The sequence below is a fragment of the Streptomyces malaysiensis subsp. samsunensis genome (genome assembly GCF_024519315.1).
Classification (GTDB): domain Bacteria; phylum Actinomycetota; class Actinomycetes; order Streptomycetales; family Streptomycetaceae; genus Streptomyces; species Streptomyces malaysiensis.
In genome coordinates, this window is record NZ_JANIIC010000079.1 from 16184 (window position 1) to 37492 (window position 21309).

A 21309-nucleotide genomic window follows, 5' to 3' on the forward strand; every position below is an offset into this window, starting at 1 on the left:
CTCATCCTCCGCCCCCTCGACTCCCCTGGAGCCCCACGCTGAATGCCGCGCCCGCCGATCAGATCCGCCTCCTCGACGTCCAGGCGCTCGACGTCCGGCTGTCGCAGCTCGCGCACAAGCGCAGGACGCTGCCCGAGCACGCCGAGATCGACACCCTGAACGCCGATCACACCCAGCTGCGCGACCTGCTCATCGCCGCGCAGACCGAGGAGAGCGACACCGCCCGCGAGCAGACCAAGGCGGAGCAGGACGTGGAGCAGGTGCGCCAGCGCGCCGCCCGCGACCAGAAGCGCCTGGACTCCGGGGCCGTCACCTCCCCGAAGGACCTGGAGAACCTCCAGCACGAGATCGCCTCCCTCGCCAAGCGCCAGGGCGACCTGGAGGACATCGTCCTGGAGGTCATGGAGCGCCGGGAGTCCGTCCAGGAGCGGGCCGCCGAGCTGACCGAGCGGGTGGAGTCCCTCCAGGCCAAGATCGGCGACGCCACCTCGCGCCGGGACGCGGCCGCCGAGGGGATCGACACCGAGATCGCGACCGTCACCAAGGAGCGCGAGGTGATCGCCGGGACCATCCCCGCCGATCTTCTGGGGCTCTACGACAAGCTGCGCGGGCAGCAGGGCGGTATCGGCGCTGCCCGGCTCTACCAGCGGAGCTGCGACGGCTGCCGCCAGGAACTCGCCATCACCGAGCTCAACGAGGTGCGCTCGGCGGCCCCCGACACGGTGGTGCGGTGCGAGAACTGCCGCCGGATCCTGGTCCGTACGCCCGAGTCGGGGCTGTAGCCCGATGGCGCGGCGCTTCATCGTCGAAGCGGACGGCGGGTCCCGGGGCAACCCGGGGCCGGCCGGTTACGGCGCGGTCGTGCGCGACGCGGAGACCGGTGAGACGCTCGCCGAGGTGGCCGAGTACATCGGCACCGCGACCAACAACGTGGCCGAGTACAAGGGCCTGATCGCCGGGTTGCGGGCGGCGTACGCCCTCGACCCGGAGGCCGGGGTCCAGGTGCGGATGGACTCCAAGCTGGTCATCGAGCAGATGTCGGGCCGCTGGAAGATCAAGCACCCCGATATGCGCCCGCTCGCCGCCGAGGCCAAGGCGATCGTGCCGCCCGGCCGGGCCGCGTACGAGTGGATCCCGCGCGAGCGGAACAAGCACGCGGACCGGCTCGCCAACGAGGCGATGGACGCGGGCAAACGGGGCGAGCGGTGGCAGCCGAAGGTGCCGCCCGGCGGCACGTTGGCGGCGGGAGCGCCGGAGGCCGCCGCACCCGCCGACGACGCCCTCGCCGCACCCGCCGCCACGGGTGCCCCGGCGGTGGGCTGGGGCTCGGCGGACCTGGGCACCCCCGCCACCTTCGTACTGCTCCGGCACGGGGAGACCCCGCTCACCCCCGAGAAGCGCTTCTCCGGCAGCGGCGGCAGCGACCCCGAACTCTCCGATGTGGGCCGCCACCAGGCCGAGCGGGTGGCGGCGGCGCTCGCCGCGCGCGGCACCATCCAGGCCATCGTCGCCTCACCGCTGCGGCGCTGCCGGGAGACCGCCGACGCGGTGGCCCGGCGCCTGGGCCTGGAGGTGCGGGTCGAGGAAGGGCTGCGGGAGACCGACTTCGGCGCGTGGGAGGGCCTGACCTTCGCGGAGGCCAAGGAGCGCTACCCGGACGACTTGGCGGCATGGCTGGCCTCCACCAAGGTGGCCCCGACGGGCGGCGGCGAGAGCTTCGCGGCGGTCACGCGCAGGGTCGCGGCCTCCCGCGACAAGCTGATCGCCCGTTACACGGGCCGTACGGTGCTGCTGGTCACCCATGTCACACCGATCAAGACCCTGGTCCGGCTGGCCCTGGGCGCCCCGCCGGAGTCCCTGTTCCGCATGGAGCTCTCGGCGGCCTCGCTGACGGCGGTGGCGTACTACGCGGACGGGAACGCGTCGGTGAGGCTGCTGAACGAGACGGCGCATCTGCGGTAGGGGTGGCGGCGGTTGCGGGCGGCCGTAGGGCGGCGCGTCAGCGGTCGCGACCGACCGCGGGGGCTGTCACCCCGGTGGGCGGCGGTCGTCACCCCCGTGGGCGGCGGTCGTCGGTCCGTCGGTCCGTCAGCCCGTCAGTCGCGAAGGGCGGCCGCTTGCCGGGACAGGGACTCCACCCGGGCCCAGTCGCCCGCCGCCAGCGCGTCCGAGGGCAGCATCCATGTGCCGCCCACGCAGCCGACGTTGGGCAGGGCCAGATACCCGGCGGCGTTCGAGGCGTTGACACCGCCCGTGGGACAGAAACGAGCCCGGGGGAGCGGTGAGGCGAGCGCCTTCAGATACGCGGTGCCCCCGGCGGCCTCCGCCGGGAAGAACTTCATCTCCTCGACCCCGCGCTCCAGCAGCGCCACGACCTCCGAGGTGGTCGAGACCCCGGGCAGAAAGGGCAGACCTGACGCGTCCAGCGCCCCGAGCAGCCGGTCCGTCCAGCCGGGCGTGACCAGGAAGCGCGCCCCGGCGGCGACGGCGGTCTCCACATGCTCCGGGCTCAGGACCGTACCGGCGCCGACGACCGCGTCCGGGACCTCCTCGGCGATCGCCCGGATGGCGTCCGCGGCGGCGGGCGTCCGGAAGGTCACCTCGATCGCGGGCAGCCCGCCCGCCACCAGGGCACGGGCCATCGGGACCGCGTCGGCCACGTCGTGGACGATGACCACGGGGATCACGGGGGCGAGGTCGAGCAGCGAGGAGTCCGGGAAACCGGGGGAGGGCGCGGTGCTAGTCACGGCGCCCATCCTGCCCATGGGGCGCGCACCGCGCAATGGCGGTTGCACATCCCGCAACGAGCGCGTACGGAAGGGGCTGACGAGCACGTACGGAACGGGCCAACGAACGCATACGGAACGGGCTGATGAGCGACGGGTACGGGACGGGCTGACGAGGGTGCACGAAACGGGCTGACGAGGGTGCACGGAAACGGGCTACAGCTCGGTCACCACCACATCCAGCCCCCACGCCCGGCCCGCCCGCTCCGGCGGCGTGGCCTCCACCACGTACCCCAGCCCGCGCAGCGCCTCCACCAGCTCGGCCGGGCCGCTCGGCTCGGCGCCGGCGGTCAGCAGGTCCCGCACCATCCGGCCCTTCGTCGCCTTGTTGAAGTGGCTGACGACGGACCGCTTCTCGACCCCGTTCACGAACTTCGAGTGCAGCACCCGCACCGTCGCCGTACGCTCGGCGACCGCTCCCTTGGGCTTCCACGCCGCCGCGTACGCCGACGAGCGCAGGTCCAGCACCAGCCCGTCCCCGGCGGCCTCCGGAAGCACCTCGGCCATCGGGGTCCGGGCCCGCCAGTAGGTGCCGAGCGCGCCGGGCCCCGGGAGCTTGACCCCCATCGAGCAGCGGTAGGAGGGGATGCGGTCGTCGACCCGTACGGCGCCCCAGAGCCCCGAGAAGACCAGCAGCGACCGCTCCGCCCGGCGACGGGCGGCACCCGGCAGCGTGGCCAGGCCGAGCGCGTCGTACAGCACACCGGTGTAGATCTCCCCGGCGGGCCGCGCCACGGCCTCCCGCAGCGCCGCGTTCTTGGCGATCTCGCCCCGCAGCCCCTCGCTGAGCCCCAGCACCTCCGCGGCCTTCACCTCGTCGCCCGAACACAGCGACACCAGCGCGTCCAGCACCTCCGCCCGCGCCCCGCCCAGCCCCGGCAGCGACAGCGATCCCAGGTCCAGCGCGGACCCGGAGCCTCCTGTGGCCTTTCCCTCGGACGGGGGCAGCAGCACGAGCACGGTCTCTCCTCGGGGGTCGGGGCATCAGGGCCACGGAAAAGGCTACGACTCCGTGGGCCCCACCCTCACCGCCGCCTTCCCCTCCGCACCGGAGACGACCGGCGTCGTCCGAGCGGTCCGCCCCTCCCGGGTATCATGGTCAACACGGCGGACGAGCCGGCCGGGCGGTCGCGTCGGGGTCCTTGAGGCCCCGCCGAGGAACGTCCGGGCTCCACACGGCAAGGTGGTGGGTAACGCCCACCCGGGGTGACCCGCGGGACAGTGCCACAGAAAGCAGACCGCCGGATGCCGCGAGGCGTCCGGTAAGGGTGAAACGGTGGTGTAAGAGACCACCAGCGTCCGAGGTGACTCGGACGGCTCGGTAAACCCCACCTGGAGCAAGGTCAAGAGGAGCCGCCACACGGTGGCTCTGCGCGGACGATCGAGGGCTGCCCGCCCGAGTCCGCGGGTAGACCGCACGAGGCCGGCGGCAACGTCGGCCCTAGATGGATGGCCGCCTCCCCGCGGGCCGCGAGGCCCACGGGAGACAGAACCCGGCGTACAGGCCGACTCGTCCGCCGCCATGGCTCTGGCCGGGGAGTATGCCCTGCTCGGGGCCCTCGGTCGTACCGCTGCGCTTCCCTCCTCTACCTGGGAGTTCCTGGGAGTTCCCGCGCAAGTGTGCACTGGTTGTGCACTGGGTCCGCTTGCCCGCGCCCCCGTCCAGCTCGCTGGGCGGGGGGGCTTTGGCATGTTCGGAGATCACCACCCGCTCCGCAACTCTCCTGCGGCTCCGGACGGCATGCGCGGTACCCGCATGTTTCGGCTACGCCGTGAGCTCCTCTGCTTCCACCACCGAGCGGGAAGGGAGGTCGGTGATGGCGATCACTAACCATCGTGGTTCTGCACGCGTCGGCTTTGGCAGTACTACCTGGCCAAGGCAGTACCTGCCGAGCGCCGACGATGATGGTGAGCAAGCGAGTGAGCCTCGTCTTATGCGTGCCACAGGTTCGAGCCCTTGGCAGGGCGCCACACAGAAGGATGGCCATCCTCACCCGCGGAATTTCGTCGGCAGGCTGGTGATCAAGGGAACTTTTGAGCCCTCAGCGCAGGAGGAGACACGCTGATGGCTGACGAGAGTCTGACACGTGACAGCAGCGGTCCGAGTGCTTCCTTCGAGCGGGTGGTCACTCTTCGCGCGGTGACCCTGATCATGGCCGCGGTGGTGGGGCTGACGTTCTTGTTCGGCTTCGGCAATGTATGGACCCTCGCGCTGCGGTTGGGTGTGCCGCCGTGGGTGGCGCCCTTGGTGGCCCCGGCGGTGGATCTTTCTGTGCTGGGTACCCGGTACCTGGCGTTGCAGGGTGCGAGTCGGGAGCAGCTCCGGCCGGCCCGTCGGTTGCTGGTCTTCTCCAGTCTGATGACGTTGGCGCTGAACGTGACGGACCCGCTGCTGGCTGGTGAGAACGGCAAAGCCGCCTTCGATGCGGTGGGACCGTTGCTGCTGATCGGTTGGGCAGAGGTGGGTCCGGGGCTTTTGCAGGCCATCAGCGGTGCCGGGAGCGGAAAGTCGTCCGAGTCCGAGAAGGGAGACATCCCGGAGTGTTCCGTGGAACACGCGGCGATGATGATCGAGCAGAAGAGCGTCAATATTGACCAGCCGCATGTCCTGGTCCCGCCGGAAGATGATCAGCGTAGTCAGCTCGGGGCTGATGGGGATGGCCTTCTGGAGCGTGCCTTGGTGGAAGATGCGTGGCATTGGGAGACGTATCAGCGGCCGATTTCGGCTGAGACGCTACGGAAGCGACTGCATGTTGGCGCGGCCAGGTCCCGGACGTTGGTGTCCATGGTGCGCTCGACAAGGGCCGGGAACGTGATGATGGAAGCATCGTCTGGCGAGGGCGGTCCTTCAGCTTCTCTGCCTTGTGATCAGGTCCGCGGCGCGGGCGAGGAAGGTCCGAGGTAGGAGGTGCTTCTGTGGTGCCTGTCGATGCAGCGGCCTCTATAAGCGCTGGGGCGCCCTGCTTCCTGTCGTTTGAAGCCGTGGCGGGGAGCGGTACGACGTGGTGCTGACGGCCGTCCATGTTCTGAGAAATGATATGGATGGTGTGGAAGCGTTCGTCGCGTGAACCACGCAATGCATATGCCTGGAATGCCGGACTTGGTGAAAGTGTTTTGCAGGGAACCAACTGTCAGGTAGACGCGCAGGTCACGGAGTCTGCTCCCCGCACCCGCAGGGATAATCCCGTCCGCCGGTGTGCTCTCGGCGTCGGTCGAATTCACCCGCCGCCGACAGGTTGGCCAGCGTAACGCTGCGGGAGCGCTATGAAACCAGCCACTGGACAAGTGCCCTGTCGCCAAACACTGCGGATGGGGCCGTCGAAGTACCCGATTCGGGTTATGCAGAGGGCGGGATGCCAGCTGCTGAGGGGAGGACTGGCCGGATGGTTTTGACCATCAACGTCGCAGTTCTGCTTGCGTGATCACGGTTATGCGACTGTGTTGGCGCCACTGGCTCGGAGCCGGGTCGGTGATGCGACAGATGGCACCAGACGCTGGTGCGAGATGGCCCGTGATCACCTGCTCTCCCTGAACTGTTAGCGTGCCACGAGATCAACTTAGGGGCAGGGGCGGACCTGGACGGATGTCGAGCGGCCACTTTGGCCGTTGAGTCAGGGGCATCATGGTCTAGCGATCGTGGAGTAACGCGCCCCTCTCGGACACCCTCCGGCCGTGCTCAAGGCTGTCTTCGATGACGGTGACAGAGGCAGCCTCCCGAGATACCGAAGGGGGATCACCATTGATGACTGAGACACGTGCAGGACTGGGTAAGGACACGGATGAGTTGGAGGGCGACCCGCGCACTCCGATGACGGCGGTTGCATCTTGCCTCGACGTGGCAGGCGGGCAAGGTGGCTGGTGCGAGGACGCTCTCGCTGGGATTCCGCTTCCTGACTCGCCGGAGTTGTCGCCGGTTTTGGACCGGCTGCACGCAGTCAACAGTAGGCAGTGGGACGCCGAGGATCGGGTGCGACAAGCTGGCGACGGGGAGATTCCGGCCATCAAGCGGGAGATCGACGCCCTCAACGGCAATCGACATGCACTCATCGAGCAGGTCGATCGAATCTTGGATGCGGCGTGGAGCGCGAATGAGGGCGTGCCTCCCCTCACGGAGTCGATCGGCTCGGCGCTCGACCGACTCTCGGTGCAGACGCTTCGGATCATGCACATCGAGCAACTCGTCGGACGGGATGCTGGTACGGCAGAGCGAGTGGCGATTCTGCATCGCCAGTACGACGATCTAGTGTGGTCTATCGCGGTCGCTTGTGAGGATCTTGTGTCCGGCCGTCGGCGCACGCCCCGGCCTGAGCGCATGAAGCTCTACGGGAAGTCCGCACGATGAGCGCGGTCACGTTGCTCCTCCGAAGCGCCAGGATCGATCTGCGATGACGATTGATTCCTTCGGGGACGGAGATGAGTTTGAGCGCTGGCGCAGCAGCCTGTTCCTGCGTCCCGACGGGACCAATGCCGATGCGCTTGTCGGGCTCCTCCGCCGCGCCCTCGATGAGACGCTGAGCCATCAGGGCGAGGGGCCCGTGTATCCGCGCACCGGCCAGGAGGGTATGCGTTCCTCCATGGGTGACGGACGGCTGCCGGAAAGCCCTGTCACAGCGGAGACGGCGCTTAGCCAATTGCGCTGGTGGCTCGCTGGGTCGGTCAAAGTTCATCACCAGATGTTCGCCAAGAACATCGTTCCGCCGCCGTCGTTCGTCAACCTGGCAGCGCTGTGCGCGGTGTCGTTGTTCATGCCGAACGGCGTCACTGGGGAGGACGCTGCGGAGACCCTTTCCGCTGAGTTGTCCTCCGCCCAGGCGTTGGCGCGGTTGGCGGGGTATGACCCGGAGCGGGCAGGCGGCCTGTTCACGTTCGGCGGCACGGGGACCAACCTGTACGCCATCAACGTCGGCATTTCCAAGGCACAGCCCGACCACGCCGAGCGTGGGATCGAGCCTGGGATGGCCGTCGTCGGGTCCTGGCCGGCGCACTACTCGCAGAAATCCGCGTGCGCGTGGCTGGGGATCGGCACTCGAAACTACATATCCGCTGCGTCGCTACCCGACCAGACCACGGACCTGGAGTCGATGGAAGCGGCCTGCCGCGACGTGCTGGCACGCGGCCACCGGCTTGCATGCATCATCGGCGCGGGCGGGACGACTTCCAACATGGCTGTCGACGACTTCGTCGAGATCGCTACGATGCGGGATCGGCTGGCCGCCGAATATGGGTTGGAATACACACCCCATGTGCACGCAGACACAGTCATCGGGTGGGCATACCTCTGCTTCATCGATTATGACTTGCACAAGAATCCCCTCGGCTTCAGCCCACCGGTGGTGGCCAAGCTGTCACGTCTTGTGGAGCGTTTGAAAACGGTGCAGCACGCCGACTCGTTCGGAACGGACTTCCACAAGACCGGTTTCGCGCCCTACACGTCGAGCATGATCGTCATGCGAGAGGGTCGGGACTTCTCGCGGCTGCGCCGCGACGGCGGAGCCATGACCCCGTTGTTCCATGACAAGGATGCCTACAACCCCGGAACCTTCACGTTGGAGACGTCCAGGTCGGCAGCGAACATGGTCGCGACCTGGGTTGGCTTGCAGACTCTCGGCAAGCAGGGGATGCGGCAACTGCTCGGCCACGCGCTTGAAACGGCAGAAGCGCTCCGGCGCCACATCAATGCCTTGGCAGGTCGCGACGCGACAGCTATCAACAGACTTTCGTACGGCCCGGACGTGTTCGTGCGCTGTTACCCGCCGGACGACCCCGCCGCCCCCGAGGAGGAGTTCGGCGACACCAGCTCCGTCCGCCGGATAAACCAGTACATCTCTGACCTATTCGCGTGGCTATCGACTCAACGGGTGCCGGACGCTGAACAAATCGCAGTGAGCAAGACCTCCGCGGCCTTCTATACACCGGCTGGCGAGCCGGTCGTCGCTCTACGGGTGTACTCCCTCAATCCGTACTTCTCTGATGCTCACGCCAGAGAGCTGGTCGTACGCCTGCTGAGGGGCAAGCGACAGTTCGATGCTACGTACATGCGTGCAGATGCGTGCGAGGAGGCCCAATGAAGCGACCGTCGCTGTGTGGCCGAGAAGAGCTGCCGACGCGCTTCGCAGCCGCCGACCTTCCTGTCCGTGACTGTGTCGAGTTGGCCGCTGGCCTGGCCTCCTATGCCCGTACACATGGACTAGCCCGAGTCGAGGTGAGCGGGCCGCCGGCAATGCGTGAGCTCATCGAGGAGTTCGGCTTTGGCGAGGTGCGATTTGTCGAATTCCACCGGCAGCCCGCGGTGGACATTGCGGCAGTCCCCCGGACTTGGCGCTGCGGCCAACGAGGGCTGCGCTGCCTGAGCGACCAGCTCGTCGATGCAGCAAAAATCGCGTCGCGGGTGGACACACCGCCGTCAACACTCGCCGGGGGAACTGTGATGCGGTTTGCCCGGCATAACCGACTCGGCGACGCACTGGGCATCGTGACCGGCCTCGAGCACTACTGCCGCGACAACGCCGTGGCATCAGTTGCCGTATCCGGTTCGCCCATCCTTGCCGAGGTAGTGGAGGTGTTCGCGTGCAAGCGGGTGAGCTATGCCCCTTCGCCCAGCGAGTCGATCAACGGCGACGCGATCTTCGCCCGATCGTCATGGAGCATCCCCTGGCTTGACCGGTTCAACCACGCCGTCACCGACGCCTTTGGAGGGCGAGCCCGCCACCGAGTGCCGCCGCTGCCTCTCCGCCAGGCACCGATGCCTCGTGACCAAGAGAATGTGGTGTATTGCCAGCTCGATGCGCGTTCCGGCACTGCGCCATCGCGACACTCAGCTCGGCGGCTCCTGAACCAGGTCTCGGCGCACGGTGAAGTGCGGGTCCTCGGCGGCCCCGACACCCAGACCTACCTCGGCGATGACTTGACCTACGTCCGGGCCGACCTTTCCGAAATGGTTACCCGTCTGCTGTCATGTCGTCTCTTCGTAGGGTGCGACAGCGGCCTGGGCCACCTCGCCGGTTGCCTCGGTGTGCCTGGTCTGATCGTCAGTACCGACGACTTTGAGACGACCTGGTCATTCTTTCGGGACTACGCCAGCCTCAATGTCATCCCGCTCGAGGCAGCAGAGGTGCTCCTGTCGTGAAGCCGCCGACAGAGCAGGCAGTCCTGCGGGCGGCCAGTCGATGCCTGAGCCAAGAGGCCGTGACCGCGAACCGAATCCCGATGGGCCGCAGTCACTTCGTGTTCACGGTGCAGTTGGTGTCCGGTGAGCGCGTGATTGCGCGGATCGCGCGTCACGACCGTGCTGAGTGCTTCGCCGGATTCGCGTACTGGCGGCGTCAGCTTGCACGGATGGGAGTGCCCGTTCCCCGCGTGCTGCACATGGACCTGAGCGGGACAGCGCTGCCCTGGCCGATCATGTTCCTTGAGCAAGCTCCAGGAACCGATCTCTGCAACGTCTACGTGGGCCTCACGGCTGCCGAGAAGCGAAGCATTGCCGACGACCTGCTCGATATCCAACACCGCACGCGCGGCCTCCCGCCCGGCCCCGGGTACGGCGGTATCGCCAGTTACGGTGACCTTCGGTGCCACCCGCGCTGGTCGGACGTGCTGTGGGAGTACTTCACCGGTGCCGTCGATCAGCTTGCGCCCCTGCAACAGGAGGTCCCGGCCATTGGACAAATTCGCAGAACCATCCACGAGCTACATCCCGAATTCGATGGCATCGACCCGTTGCCCTACTTGATCGACGCCACCCACCAGAACGTGTTGGTGGAAGACGGGAGAGTCACGGCGATCGTCGACCTGGACGAGGTCGGATTCGGTGACTCTCTGTACCCGCTCGGTGTCGCTCGTGCCGGACTTCTGGCCCGTGGACCGGAGGCCGACTGTATTGAGCAGGTTGCAGTGCCGCTGTGCGTCGGCCCGAACCGGCGTCGCGTATTCGACCTGTACTCAGCGATCGCATGCCTCAAAATGCTCGCCCCCAGTCCCCTCAGCGTCGCTGGCCCGCCCTCTGCCGACAGCCAGATCGCCGTCCGGCTTCGGAGCCTGCTCGATGCCTTTGCCGCTGCCGCGGCCCACGAGGAGTAACGTCATGGCCGGTATCGTCTTTGTGAGTATCGACGACTTCACCCGCGAGGGCTTTACCAATGGCCTGTTCTTGCAGGTGCGCGAACTACTAAAACGCGTCGTAACCCGAGGGCACCCGACCAGCCTCGCCTGTATCGCGCAGAGCAGGAACCCCGGAGTCGGACGCAGAACTCGAACCATCCAGGGTTGCGCTGTCCACGAAACCTTCATCGGTGCTCCGGGGGTAGCCAGTGCGTACCGGCGGGCTCTTCAAGATATTTTGAACGACCTGGACCCCGATGTGATCCTGCTCAACTCGTGTGCGGTTCGGCTCAATGAAGCGCATCATGCGGTGCTGGACGAAAGCCTTGCGAGCGGTCGGCAGGTAGCCGTGCTCGTGACCGACCAGCTCTACCCCACAAGCAGAGACCACCCTGAAGATGAGGTGCGGAGCTACTACAACCTGATGCGGCAGACCAGCGTGCACGCGGTCAGCCAGACCATCGCCGACGCCTTCCACGGCCAAACCGGTGTGCCAGCGCAGGTTCTCCCTAACCTCCTACCCGAGCGACGAGTCGCCCCGGCACCTTTGGGGGCAGAGAGTCGATTTCTGACATTGATCAATCACCACCCGATCAAGGGCCGGCGTGTCTGGGACGCGCTCATTCGGCAGCGCCCCAGCGATGCCTATCTGGCCGTGGAAACCTGGCCCGATGTCCCGGCGTATGTGCCGCCCTCACCGAATGTCGAAGTGGCCGCATTCACCCCGGATCCCAACACGATCTACAGCCGCACCAGGATTCTGCTGGTGCCGTCGTTGGGCCCGGAAGGTCTCGCACGAGTCACGCTTGAAGCAATGGAGTCAGGAGTGCCTGTCATAGCTCACCGGATAGGCAGCCTGCCCGAACTCGGGAACGCCGCGATGTTTATCGCCCCGCCGCCGATCGCCGGCTACGAGCTCGATGGCAATGTGCTGTATCCCATGGTTTCCCAGAATGACGTGGAGCGGGCTGCGCAAGATCTCGGGCAGGCGATCGACGCTCTTGATCATGATCCGGCACTCCGGGCCCGATTCGTGACCACCGGCAGAGCGCTCGTGCGTGACTACCGTGATCACAGCGAGGCTGTTTCCGACCGGCTGCTCGACGCATGGTTCGGGGCTGTGTGACTCAGGGCACTCAGATGTGGGGTGATCTTGGCTTTTCCGCCGTACGCGATGCCGCTGACCAGCACAAACGCGGAGGCTTCGACTGGACGACTAGACTGGCCGCCGCACTGTAGGCGCGACTCAAGGAGACACGGGACCGTGACGGCCATCGTCGACGAGCTCACGTGGCGCGGGCTGATCGCCCATGCCACTGACGAGGATGCATTGCGCAAGGCTCTCGCGGACGGCCCTGTCACGTTCTATTGCGGCTTCGACCCGACCGCGGCCAGCCTGCACGTCGGCCACCTGGTGCAGGTGCTCACCCTCCGCCGACTCCAGCAGGCCGGGCACCGACCGCTGGCGCTCGTGGGCGGCGCGACCGGCCACATCGGCGATCCTCGGCCGACCGCCGAGCGCACCTTGAACGACCCGGAGACGATCGCCGAGTGGGTGACCCGGCTGCGGGCGCAGATCGAGCCGTACCTCTCCTTCGAGGGCGACAACGCGGCGACCATGGTCAACAACCTGGACTGGACCGGGGGCATGACCGTGATCGAGTTCCTGCGGGATATCGGCAAGCACTTCCGGGTGAACAAGATGCTCTCCAAGGACTCGGTCGCTCAGCGCCTGGCGTCCGATCAGGGCATCAGCTTTACGGAGTTCAGCTACCAGTTGCTTCAGGGGATGGACTTCCTGGAGCTGTACCGGCGGTATGGCTGCACCCTCCAGACGGGGGGAAGCGACCAGTGGGGCAACCTCACGGCCGGTCTGGACTTGATTCACCGCCTGGAGCCGCACGCCGAGGTGCATGCGCTGGCCACGCCGCTGATGACGAAGGCGGACGGCACCAAGTTCGGCAAGACCGAGACGGGCACGCTTTGGCTCGACCCGGAGATGACCACGCCGTACGCGTTCTACCAGTTCTGGCTGAACACCGACGACCGGGACATCTCGCGCTACACGCGCATCCTCTCCTTCAAGTCCCGCGAGGAGCTGGAGGAGCTGGAAAAGGTGACCGAGGAGCGGCCGCAAGCCCGTACCGCGCAGCGTGCCCTTGCCGAGGAGCTGACCACGTTGGTGCACGGCGCCGACCAGTGCGCCGCTGTGATCGCAGCGTCAAAGGCGCTGTTCGGGCAGGGCGAGCTCACCGAACTCGACGAGGCAACGCTGGCCGCCGCGATCTCAGAGCTCCCGAACGCCAAGGTGAGCGAGCTCGGCCAGGTCACCGACCTGTTCGCGGAGGTCGGCCTGGCGCCGAGCAAGTCGGCAGCCCGCCGCACCGTGAAAGAGGGCGGCGCCTACGTGAACAACGTCAAGGTGACCGCCGAGGATGCCGTGGTCGCGGCCGACGAGCTCCTTCACGGACGCTGGTTGGTGCTGCGCAGGGGGAAGAAGAATCTGGCGGCTATCGAGGTCACCGGAGCCTGAAGCAGACCGGGAGACGGAAGCTCAGCCGTGAGCCGGGGGAGTGCCTCCGGCTCACGGAGCCAAGTGGCAGGAGCAAGGCGCTGCGGAAGTTCAGTGGGTAGTGGTGGCCAGCAGCTTGGGCAGGTCGCGCATCTCGTCGAACAGCTTGGTGCTTGGCCCTTCCAGCCGCGAGGCCGGCGTGAGACCGCCGCAGTAGCCGAAAGTCCGCATACCGGCGGCACGGGCTGCCTGAACCCCGTACGCACTGTCCTCGATCACCACGCACCGCCCGGGTTCTACACCCATGGATCGCGCAGCGTGCAGGAAGAGGTCGGGGGCAGGCTTGCCTCGGGCGACATCGGCTGCGCTGAAGATGTGCCCCTCGAAATGGTCTCTGAGACCGACGATCTCCAGGTTTCTCCTGAGGCTGGCGTGACCAGTGTTCGATGCGACGCAGACAGGCATCGCAAGGCTGTTCAGGGCTTCCATGACGCCATCGACAGCGGTCAAGTCAGCTTCGAGGGCCGCCTGGTAGAGATGCTCGTATTGCCGCAGCCAGTTCTTCTCTAGGCGCCGTCCAAGCCGTTCCTCCACGGCGGCCGTGTAGACCTCGGTGGAGGAGCCGACGAACTTCTCGATGATCTCCTCCTCGGTGAACGCGCACCCCAGGTCAGCCGTGATCATCGCGTCCACTCTGACGCATATCCGCTCGCTGTCCACCAGTACGCCATCACAATCGAAGATCGCCAGATCGACAGGACTCCGCGTCATGAGCGGCAGTGTAGACCCGCGGTGACCAACCCCCGTGCCGCGTATGGTCGTCGTCGGGTTCGCCGCTTCTGCAATGTCTGCCATCGGCAGCGCTCGACGGACTGGCTGGCAGCGCGTGGCATTGCGCACGTGGTCCTCGCGTCCTACAAAGCCGCGGTGATGGTCACCGCACGCCACAGTAGCTTCGTCGCTGGCTGGGGCGGGGGTACTTCATTGCGCTGGGGTGGGGACGGTGGAGGCGTGGCTGCCGAAGGCGAGGGTGGCCAGCGTCAGGGTGCGCAATTGGCTGGAGGTGGCGGTCCAGGCTGTCCACTGGTGCGCGAAGGGTTCTTCCGCGACGGGAAGACTGGCGTCGGGGGCCGCGCGGTGGGCGAGTGTGCGCAAGGTGAGGTCGTGGTGGGGATAGAGGGCGAAATCGCCCAGGTAGTCGGCTGCTGCTACGGCGGCGGTCCAACTGTCGACTTTGTGAATGTCGCTCAGTGCGGTGACCAGAGCGTGGCCCTCGAGTTGTCTCCACGCGGTGGCATGGAGCAGGTAGGCATGGGCGGCCGATCGTAGGCTTGCCTGGAGGGTGGCGATTTTGGCCCTGTGGAAGGTGTGGTCCGGCAGGCCGAGCATCCTCTTCGGGGTAGGGGTGAGGTGGAGGGCTCCGTATGGGCTCTCGAAGACAGGCCCATAGAGGGTGCACCAACGGTGGTAGAGCCTGCGACTGGCGCCGGGAGGGAGCTGTCGCTGTCGCAGTATCGCGACGCACAGGGCGTCCCATAGCGAGGGGTTCGAGATGCGCACGATTGTTCCTAAGGGGGCCAGCGCATCGGCGAGCTGGTGTGGCACGGCCGGGGGAAGCTGGTGGTGATGGGTGTACGTGAGGTCGGGGAGGCTTCCATCGCCGGCCATGGGCATGAAGTCAAGGGCTTGCCCGTCCCAGGAGGCTAGCCAAGTGCCGCCCTGTTCGTTGGACAGCAGCCGGTAGCAACGGGACTCGGTGTCGGTCCAGCCGGGGTGGTCGGTGCACAAGCTCGCGTGAGCCAAGGTGTTTCCTGTCTGATGGTGATGGCGGGATACAGAGATGTGTGGAGCGGTGGCTCGTGTGCCGAGGGACCCGAGCTGAGATGGGGCGTGGCAACCCCCCGGACGGTGTGGATGCTTGAGGGCCGGTCAGGTCGCGAGTGCCAGCTGCCAGGTGCGATTGAGGATCTGGATGAACTCCTCGGTCTTCACCGTGACCACCAGGACGTCGTGGTCGGACCAGTCCACGTCGATGACCTTGACGTCTGTGATCGCTGGGAGGAGGGGCTTGCTGGCGTAGATGCGGTCGACGCGCTGTCGGCCTCCCTGCCAGTCCACGCCGCAGGTGGGGGCCAGGGCCTGGCGCCGGGCGGCTCCGTTGGTGTGAACGGCATGCCGGGCGACGTCTTCCAGGCCCGCGGTCCGCAGGATCCGATCGGGATAACTGTCCGCGATACGGCGTCCGTGGGCGTCCAGCACGCTGCGGTGGGCTACGTGCTGCTCGTCATCGATCTCGTTCCAGTCCGGCAGCCTGACGTGATCCAGACCCGGTTCGGGATAGGAGTTCCAGTCTCCGCCGCCGATCATGTACACCGGTGTCTTCCGCCGGTCGCGATCGTAGGCGCGTGAGGCGCCCGGGACTGTGGCCGCTTTGTCGTTGAGCGTGGTCCACCGCTCCGCTTCCAGCCGGCGCCTGGCCGGGGAGCTGTAGCTGGCATGTACGGAGGAGGCGATGAACGGCACCGCGCAGGCGTCGATCTTCAGCGAGAGAGTGGTGGGCGGTTGATTCCATACCGCCTTGTCGCGCCATTCGCCGACGCAGCGGAACCGCGACTGGTCAACGAATATGCCGGTGAGCTGCTTGGTCTTCCCCTTCTTGGGGCCGATCCAGCCGCGCAGGCCGAGGGCGTCTTCGTCCTCGTAGAGGAGCTTGCGGTTGTTGGCGAGGGCTTTGTCGCATTCCTGCCGCAGCAGGATGCCTGGGCCGATGTCCGTGATGGTGGTGTGCATGGCCCGGCGGCGACCGGGGTCTCCCACGCCGTTGCCCTCGAAGTTGGAGCTGACGATGAGGAAGGTGTCGCTGCCACTATCCTCGGCGGATCTCGTTACGGGCATGACCAGTGGTTCTCCTGAAGAGGATGACGGGGCAGGTCAGATGAGTCCCTTGCGTAGCGCGAAGGCCACGGCGTGGGATCGGTTGCGCAGGTGGTGCCGGGTGATGAAGGCATGCAGCACGTTCTTGATCGTGCGTTCTGAAAAGCTCAGCTTGAGGGCGATGTCCGGGGTGTCGTAGCCCTCGGCGACCAGCCGCAGGACATCGATTTCTCTCTCGGCCACTCGCCCGATCCCCAGACTCTGTTCCCTTCCGTGGAGTTGGCCGAGCAAGTGGAGCAGGCGTTCTTGGAGGTCCGGCGGGAGGTGGCCGTCTCCTGTAGCCACGGTCTGGATCATGCGGACGAGCCGATCGCTGTCGACGCTCGCGCGCCACATGATCCCGGCGGCACCGCATTCGGCGGCCAGCGACAGTTGATGGTCCAGCAGACGGGAGACCAATAGGACGAGCCGCGATGAGCCGCTGTGCTGCGCGGTGCGGAGCAGCTGGTACCCGGCCGGATCGGAGATGTCCGCTGCCACCACGGTCACGGCTGGATCGTCGGCACCGTCGTCCAGGCGTATCTCCGGCCGCGGGCGCAGCAGACTGATCACCCCGGCCTCGGAGATGGGGTCATCGGCGCACACCTGGACAGTGATGCGGTCGGTCATCCTTGGGGATCCATCGACGTTGCCGGACGGGTGGATTGGGGCGGTTCGGTGTCGCTCAGGGCAGGGCGGAGCAGAAGAGCTGTGCGACGCGGGCAGGCCGGAGGTCCTGGACACGCCAGTAGGCGGCCTGGCAGGCCGCTCGGTAGGAAGCAAGGTCGGCGAGCAGTCCGTCGGTGAGGAACAGCAACGCGTTCGGCCCGTGCATGACGTCGGCGAGCAGCCGGCGGGAACCGTGCTGGAGAGGCAGGAGCAGGTCGGACAGGATGCCGGTGTTGTAGGCGATGACCGGTGTGCCCTGGCTGAGGGCTTCCAGAGCGGTCATGCTGCTGGCGGGGCGGCGGCACGGGATGATCACTGCGGCAGCATCGGCCAGCCAGCCGGCAACTTCTGCCCAGCCGGGCACCTGCGCGAGTGTGATATTCGGTGCCCGGTCGGCGAGTATCTGGCACTGCTGCCGCAAGGCCCGCCCACCGCGTAGGTCGTCGGGCCCGGGCGGAGCGAGGGCGACCTCCACATGGCGATGCCATGCTCTGGCAGCTGCGATCAGCTCGAGGACACCCACATCCTCGCCGCCCGGGGCCAGCACCCGCACCGGGGCTTCAGCCTTCCGTGCAACCGGGGCGGGGATGCCGGGATTCTGGAGTGGGGCGTTGGGGACGACGCGCCATCTACGGGTGGGCCAGGCCGCGGTGGCGGCCTGCCGCAGACGGCGTCGCAGGAGGTGATGACGGTGTCCGCATACGCCAGAGCCGGTGGCATGTCCTGCTCGTGCGGGAGTGCGGGCACCACAAGCACACGCTGGACGCCGTAAGGAAGATCAATAGGCAGGCGACCCAGACCCCACAAAGCACCTACGGACACGACGGTGTCGACTCGACGTCGGACGATCAGGTCGCTCAGGGACCGCTGGACTTTTGCCTCAGTGGTGATGAGGGCTTTACGCAGCGCCTGTGAAGTGCAGGGCAGGTCGAACTGCTCGACGGGGACGCCGGGCAGTCCGGTGCCGTCATGCTGTTCGCTGGCCGTGGCGATGGCCACCTGGTGCCCGGCCGCCGCCAGTGCGGCGGCGAGTGAAGAGATGGATCGATCTGTTCCAGTTACTGCGTCTATGCACCAGGATGCACGGACGAGGAGGATGGAGCGTCGCTGCGTGTGGTGCTGTGTGGTCATGGCAGGGCCCTTTGGGGAGTCCAGGACTGAGTTGGTAAGGCGGCGGATACCGGGTGCGCCAGATCATGGGTGAAGGGCCGATGCGGCCACAGTGGGCAGTGCCGCCGGGCGTCAGCGCCCCGGCAGTGTCAGCGCCACTGGGTCTTCCTCACCGACATCTCTTACGGTGGAGGCTCTCGCCCCGTCTCCGTATACCGGATGCCTGCGAGCAGCAGCGGGCCGCCACTCTCTGTCCCTGGTCTATGGGCGAGGGACTTCCTCTCCGCGGGTACGTTCGCGATGCGGGCTGAAGTTGCGTGGGTGGGCAGGGTTGAGGAACCACTTGCGGGCCGAGACGAGCCACCAGGTGCCGCAGAAGGCCATGACGATGCCCATTGCGATCGGCGCGTAGTTGAAGGTGTCCGCGGTGACCGGTGAGCTCTGCGGCAGCATGAACAGCACCGTGATCACCAGGACCCAGGCGACGGCGATCGTGCCCACGATGGTTGACCAGGAGCCGAGGTGCCAGGGCCCCCGCTCGAACCGGCTCCCCTGCCGCAGCCGCAGGAAGGTCGGGATGACGTAGGCGAGGTAGAGGCCGATGGTGGCGATGGAGGTGACCGCGGCGTAGGCGGTGTTGTTCCACAGGTAGGGCAGGCCGAGGGCGAAGGCGCCGCCCGTGGCGAGCCAGACGGCATTGGTGGGAGTCCGGCTGGCCGGGTTGAGTCTGTGCCACGTCTTGGAGAAGGGCAGCGCTCCGTCGCGGGAGAAGGCGTAGATCATCCGGGAGTTCGCAGTGACGGATGCCATGCCGCAGAAGAGCTGGGCGACGATGACGATGAGCAGCATCCACTTGCCGGCTGCCGAGCCGAGGGCGTCCATGAGGATCTGCGCCGGGGGCACTCCCGTGTCCGATTCGAGGGCACCGGTGTAGGACTGGATGGCGTAGGTGAAGCCGAAGAGGAGGACGAATCCGGCCGCGAGGGAAACGAGGATCGAGCGGACGATGCCCTTGGGCCCGGCGACGGAGGCGTCGATGGTCTCCTCAGTCATGTGGGCAGAGGCGTCGTAGCCGGTGAAGGTGTACTGCGCCATCAGCAGCCCGATGAGCACCACGTAGCCGCTGGAGCTGAAGCCGGTGTTGTTGACGAACTCGCCGAAGACGAACCGGGTCGACTGGTGGTGGTCAGGGATGAGCACCAGGGCGCCGCAGATAACAGCGACGCCGAGGATGTGCCACCAGATGGAGGCTTCGTTGAGGAGGGCGACAATGCGCACACCGAAGGTGTTCAGGACGCCGTGGAGGGCCAGGATGATCCCGAACAGCGAGATGGTGTGGCCCGGCGTGGCGGCGTAGCCGAATTGGAGATCGAGTAAGGCATTGAGGAAGTTGGCGGCACCGAAGTCGATGCCAGCAGTGACAGCGATCTGGCCGAGAGTGTTGAACCAGCCGGTGAACCACGCCCACGCTGCTGCGGAGCGCTTGGGGGCCATGCGGTGCGCCCAGAAGTACAGACCGGCGCTGGTGGGGTAGGAGGAGCAGACCTCGGCCATCGACAGGCCGACGAAGAGCGTCATCAGGCCGACGAACAGCCAGCCCCACATGATCACTGCGGGTCCGCCGGTGTTCATGCCGTAGCCGTAGAGCGTCATGCAGCCGGACAGGATGGAGATGATCGTGAAGCTGACGCCGAAGTTGGCGCGGCCGGACATCGAGCGGGACAGCGTCTGCTGGTAGCCGAGCTGCTTGAGGCGTTCCTCGTCGGAGACACGGGAGACATCAAGAGGCACAGGTATTCCGCCCTTCTTGCATCGGTCGGGTGGTTGTGGGTGCTCAGTGGTGTCGGCGCCGCGGTGGGCTGTAGGCCCAGGCACGGTGCCGCAGGAACAGTTCGCGGGCCTGACCGCAGTAGGACCAGGGAACGTGCGTGGCGTACGGGCCGATGGCGTCGAACACCTCCAGGGCCTCGATGTGGCGGTTCGCGAACGACAGGGCGTGGGCGAGGTAGTTGGCGTCATCGGCGAAACACGCATGGGGGCTCGGCGCGCGATAGCGCCACCAGCGCTCCAGCACGCGGTTGATGTGCGGACAGTCGAACCAGGGGTGGATCGTCAGGCCGTAGGACCTCTGGTCCTGCTCCTGGCGGGCCCGGTGTGTTTCCGCCAGGACGACGAGTGGCAAGACCGCCAGGGGCAACCCATTGGGGGCAGTGGATGCCTGCTCTTCGGCCCACCAGGCCGCCTCTCCCGGCGCTCCGTGATAGCGAGGGAACAGGTAGGTGACCACCTCATGATGGGCTTCGCGGTTCCAGGGGTCACGCTGCTTGATCTCCTCCCACACGTGGCTGAGTGCCTTCCGGTCGGGAGCGTGGGTGCGCAGCAGCGCGAGCATGACCACCAGCGGTGCCACATCCTGCGGCCACACCTTCAGTGCGGCGCGGCAGGTGGACCAGGCGTCCTCCATCAGTGCCCGGCCGGCACTGCGTCCGGCGATCATCGCGCGCAGGGCCTGCACGTTCGCGAGGAGCGCGAGGGCATGATGTGAGCGCGGCTCGGCCTTCGCCCAGGTGTCGGCGAACCTGAGCCGCACCCCCACCTCGGCGAGGACCTGGAGACGGAAGATCCGGCGGTCCCAGTCCGCGCCCGTCGCTGCCAGCAGATCCCGGGCGCCTTCCCAACGCCCCATCGCCACGTCGTCCACCACGGACCGCAACGCTGCGTCGTCACGAGCCGGATGCTGATCGAGAGGCGCGCTCTGCGTCTGTCCACGCCGTGCCATCACTCGGCCCGCCAGATCATCCGCGGTTCGCCGTGCCAGAAGCCAAAGGGCGTGTACAGGACCTCGCCCTCGGGGCAGGTCACTGAGAGCTGACGTATCCGTACCAGCTTCCTGGCCTCGGCAACCATCGCCCGCCGCGTGGGCACCTTCACAGCGAATCCTCCCCCTTATGGGCGTGAGTTATGGCCACCAGGCGATAGTGCAAAGAAACCGCGGATGCGGCGGCCATAATGAAGGCCGAGTACCAGAAGAGGGAGAGGAAGGCCATCAGAACCTCGAACGCAACGGATAGGGAGAGGATTGAGAAGGCCGTCGGGACGCTGCGGGGCTTCGGGACGGGGGAGCCGAAGACCCTAATTCGCAGATCGCCCCGACGGCCGGTCCAGATACTTGTGCAGTGGCGTCATGCTGAGCAAGCGAGGTGCGGTGGATGTCGGGTGTTA

20 protein-coding genes and 1 other RNA gene are annotated in these 21309 nt (G+C 66.9%); 11 read left to right on the plus strand and 10 right to left on the minus strand.

Annotation, left to right across the window (positions count from 1 at the left end; genetic code table 11):
• The first annotated feature begins 38 nt into the window (after nucleotides 1-38).
• Both NQU54_RS42115 and NQU54_RS42120 read left to right on the plus strand, forming a co-directional pair.
• Nucleotides 39-782, plus strand: coding sequence for a zinc ribbon domain-containing protein (locus NQU54_RS42115; protein ID WP_257635623.1), 744 nt, complete (start codon nucleotides 39-41; stop codon nucleotides 780-782).
• Nucleotides 783-786: 4 nt separating this feature from the next.
• Complete coding sequence (locus tag NQU54_RS42120) at nucleotides 787-1962, plus strand: bifunctional RNase H/acid phosphatase (protein ID WP_167501305.1); 1176 nt, start codon at nucleotides 787-789, stop codon at nucleotides 1960-1962.
• 134 nt (nucleotides 1963-2096) lie between these two features.
• On the opposite strand, the gene eda is transcribed toward NQU54_RS42120, so the two are convergent.
• Both eda and yaaA read right to left on the minus strand, forming a co-directional pair.
• On the minus strand, nucleotides 2097-2756 hold the full coding sequence (gene eda, locus NQU54_RS42125; RefSeq protein ID WP_257635603.1) for a bifunctional 4-hydroxy-2-oxoglutarate aldolase/2-dehydro-3-deoxy-phosphogluconate aldolase: 660 nt from the start codon (nucleotides 2754-2756) through the stop codon (nucleotides 2097-2099).
• Between the two features lie 186 nt (nucleotides 2757-2942).
• Nucleotides 2943-3746, minus strand: a complete 804-nt coding sequence (gene yaaA, locus NQU54_RS42130; protein ID WP_257635604.1) for a peroxide stress protein YaaA — start codon at nucleotides 3744-3746, stop codon at nucleotides 2943-2945.
• A gap of 152 nt (nucleotides 3747-3898) precedes the next feature.
• Here yaaA and rnpB point away from each other — a divergent pair.
• The 8 genes from rnpB to tyrS all read left to right on the plus strand — a co-directional run bounded on the left by rnpB (nucleotide 3899) and on the right by tyrS (nucleotide 13416).
• An RNA gene (gene rnpB, locus NQU54_RS42135) (RNase P RNA component class A) lies at nucleotides 3899-4303 on the plus strand.
• A 548-nt stretch (nucleotides 4304-4851) separates the two neighbouring features.
• Entirely contained in the window at nucleotides 4852-5691 is an 840-nt protein-coding gene (locus NQU54_RS42140) for a SpdA protein (protein WP_257635605.1), read from the plus strand.
• A gap of 837 nt (nucleotides 5692-6528) precedes the next feature.
• Nucleotides 6529-7128 carry a DUF4254 domain-containing protein gene (locus tag NQU54_RS42145; protein ID WP_257635606.1) on the plus strand — a complete coding sequence of 200 codons (600 nt, stop codon included), beginning with the start codon at nucleotides 6529-6531 and terminating at the stop codon, nucleotides 7126-7128.
• A 43-nt stretch (nucleotides 7129-7171) separates the two neighbouring features.
• Nucleotides 7172-8854, plus strand: coding sequence for a pyridoxal phosphate-dependent decarboxylase family protein (locus NQU54_RS42150; RefSeq protein ID WP_257635607.1), 1683 nt, complete (start codon nucleotides 7172-7174; stop codon nucleotides 8852-8854).
• On the plus strand, nucleotides 8851-9912 hold the full coding sequence (locus NQU54_RS42155; protein WP_257635608.1) for a glycosyltransferase family 9 protein: 1062 nt from the start codon (nucleotides 8851-8853) through the stop codon (nucleotides 9910-9912). The genes NQU54_RS42150 and NQU54_RS42155 overlap by 4 nt, the downstream gene beginning before the upstream one ends.
• Nucleotides 9909-10862 carry a phosphotransferase family protein gene (locus tag NQU54_RS42160; protein WP_257635609.1) on the plus strand — a complete coding sequence of 318 codons (954 nt, stop codon included), beginning with the start codon at nucleotides 9909-9911 and terminating at the stop codon, nucleotides 10860-10862. Before NQU54_RS42155 ends, NQU54_RS42160 begins: the two co-directional genes overlap by 4 nt.
• A gap of 4 nt (nucleotides 10863-10866) precedes the next feature.
• Complete coding sequence (locus tag NQU54_RS42165) at nucleotides 10867-12009, plus strand: glycosyltransferase (protein WP_257635610.1); 1143 nt, start codon at nucleotides 10867-10869, stop codon at nucleotides 12007-12009.
• Between the two features lie 138 nt (nucleotides 12010-12147).
• The gene (gene tyrS / locus NQU54_RS42170; RefSeq protein ID WP_257635611.1) at nucleotides 12148-13416 is read left to right on the plus strand and encodes a tyrosine--tRNA ligase; all 1269 of its coding nucleotides are present in this window, start codon (nucleotides 12148-12150) and stop codon (nucleotides 13414-13416) included.
• Between the two features lie 90 nt (nucleotides 13417-13506).
• Here tyrS and NQU54_RS42175 read toward each other — a convergent pair whose 3' ends face one another.
• From NQU54_RS42175 to NQU54_RS42210, 8 genes are all read right to left on the minus strand, one after another.
• Nucleotides 13507-14166: an HAD family hydrolase gene (locus tag NQU54_RS42175; RefSeq protein WP_257635612.1), complete on the minus strand. Its 660-nt coding sequence runs from the start codon at nucleotides 14164-14166 to the stop codon at nucleotides 13507-13509.
• 210 nt (nucleotides 14167-14376) lie between these two features.
• Complete coding sequence (locus NQU54_RS42180) at nucleotides 14377-15198, minus strand: hypothetical protein (RefSeq protein WP_257635613.1); 822 nt, start codon at nucleotides 15196-15198, stop codon at nucleotides 14377-14379.
• 126 nt (nucleotides 15199-15324) lie between these two features.
• On the minus strand, nucleotides 15325-16290 hold the full coding sequence (locus NQU54_RS42185; protein ID WP_257635614.1) for an endonuclease/exonuclease/phosphatase family protein: 966 nt from the start codon (nucleotides 16288-16290) through the stop codon (nucleotides 15325-15327).
• Between the two features lie 36 nt (nucleotides 16291-16326).
• Nucleotides 16327-16938, minus strand: coding sequence for a helix-turn-helix transcriptional regulator (locus NQU54_RS42190; RefSeq protein WP_257635615.1), 612 nt, complete (start codon nucleotides 16936-16938; stop codon nucleotides 16327-16329).
• Nucleotides 16939-16993: 55 nt separating this feature from the next.
• Entirely contained in the window at nucleotides 16994-17530 is a 537-nt protein-coding gene (locus tag NQU54_RS42195; protein WP_308408538.1) for a glycosyltransferase, read from the minus strand.
• Between the two features lie 818 nt (nucleotides 17531-18348).
• Nucleotides 18349-19878 (minus strand): amino acid permease, encoded by a 1530-nt coding sequence (locus NQU54_RS42200; protein ID WP_257635616.1) that lies wholly within the window; start codon nucleotides 19876-19878, stop codon nucleotides 18349-18351.
• Nucleotides 19879-19921: 43 nt separating this feature from the next.
• Entirely contained in the window at nucleotides 19922-20791 is an 870-nt protein-coding gene (locus NQU54_RS42205; protein WP_257635617.1) for a hypothetical protein, read from the minus strand.
• 74 nt (nucleotides 20792-20865) lie between these two features.
• Nucleotides 20866-21018, minus strand: a complete 153-nt coding sequence (locus NQU54_RS42210; protein ID WP_257635618.1) for a hypothetical protein — start codon at nucleotides 21016-21018, stop codon at nucleotides 20866-20868.
• A gap of 78 nt (nucleotides 21019-21096) precedes the next feature.
• Here NQU54_RS42210 and NQU54_RS42215 point away from each other — a divergent pair.
• Nucleotides 21097-21309: hypothetical protein (locus NQU54_RS42215; protein ID WP_257635619.1), on the plus strand; the 213-nt coding region annotated here is incomplete at its 3' end.

Excerpts from the sequence above, each read along its gene's own strand:
- NQU54_RS42175 (WP_257635612.1), bottom strand. The coding sequence starts at position 14,166 with ATGACGCGGAGTCCTGTCGATCTGGCGATCTTCGATTGTGATGGCGTA.
- NQU54_RS42155 (WP_257635608.1), top strand. The coding sequence starts at position 8,851 with ATGAAGCGACCGTCGCTGTGTGGCCGAGAAGAGCTGCCGACGCGCTTC.
- NQU54_RS42140 (WP_257635605.1), top strand. The coding sequence starts at position 4,852 with ATGGCTGACGAGAGTCTGACACGTGACAGCAGCGGTCCGAGTGCTTCC.
- eda (WP_257635603.1), bottom strand. The coding sequence starts at position 2,756 with ATGGGCGCCGTGACTAGCACCGCGCCCTCCCCCGGTTTCCCGGACTCC.
- NQU54_RS42150 (WP_257635607.1), top strand. The coding sequence starts at position 7,172 with ATGACGATTGATTCCTTCGGGGACGGAGATGAGTTTGAGCGCTGGCGC.
- NQU54_RS42120 (WP_167501305.1), top strand. The coding sequence starts at position 787 with ATGGCGCGGCGCTTCATCGTCGAAGCGGACGGCGGGTCCCGGGGCAAC.
- NQU54_RS42165 (WP_257635610.1), top strand. The coding sequence starts at position 10,867 with ATGGCCGGTATCGTCTTTGTGAGTATCGACGACTTCACCCGCGAGGGC.
- NQU54_RS42185 (WP_257635614.1), bottom strand. The coding sequence starts at position 16,290 with ATGCCCGTAACGAGATCCGCCGAGGATAGTGGCAGCGACACCTTCCTC.
- NQU54_RS42190 (WP_257635615.1), bottom strand. The coding sequence starts at position 16,938 with ATGACCGACCGCATCACTGTCCAGGTGTGCGCCGATGACCCCATCTCC.
- NQU54_RS42145 (WP_257635606.1), top strand. The coding sequence starts at position 6,529 with ATGACTGAGACACGTGCAGGACTGGGTAAGGACACGGATGAGTTGGAG.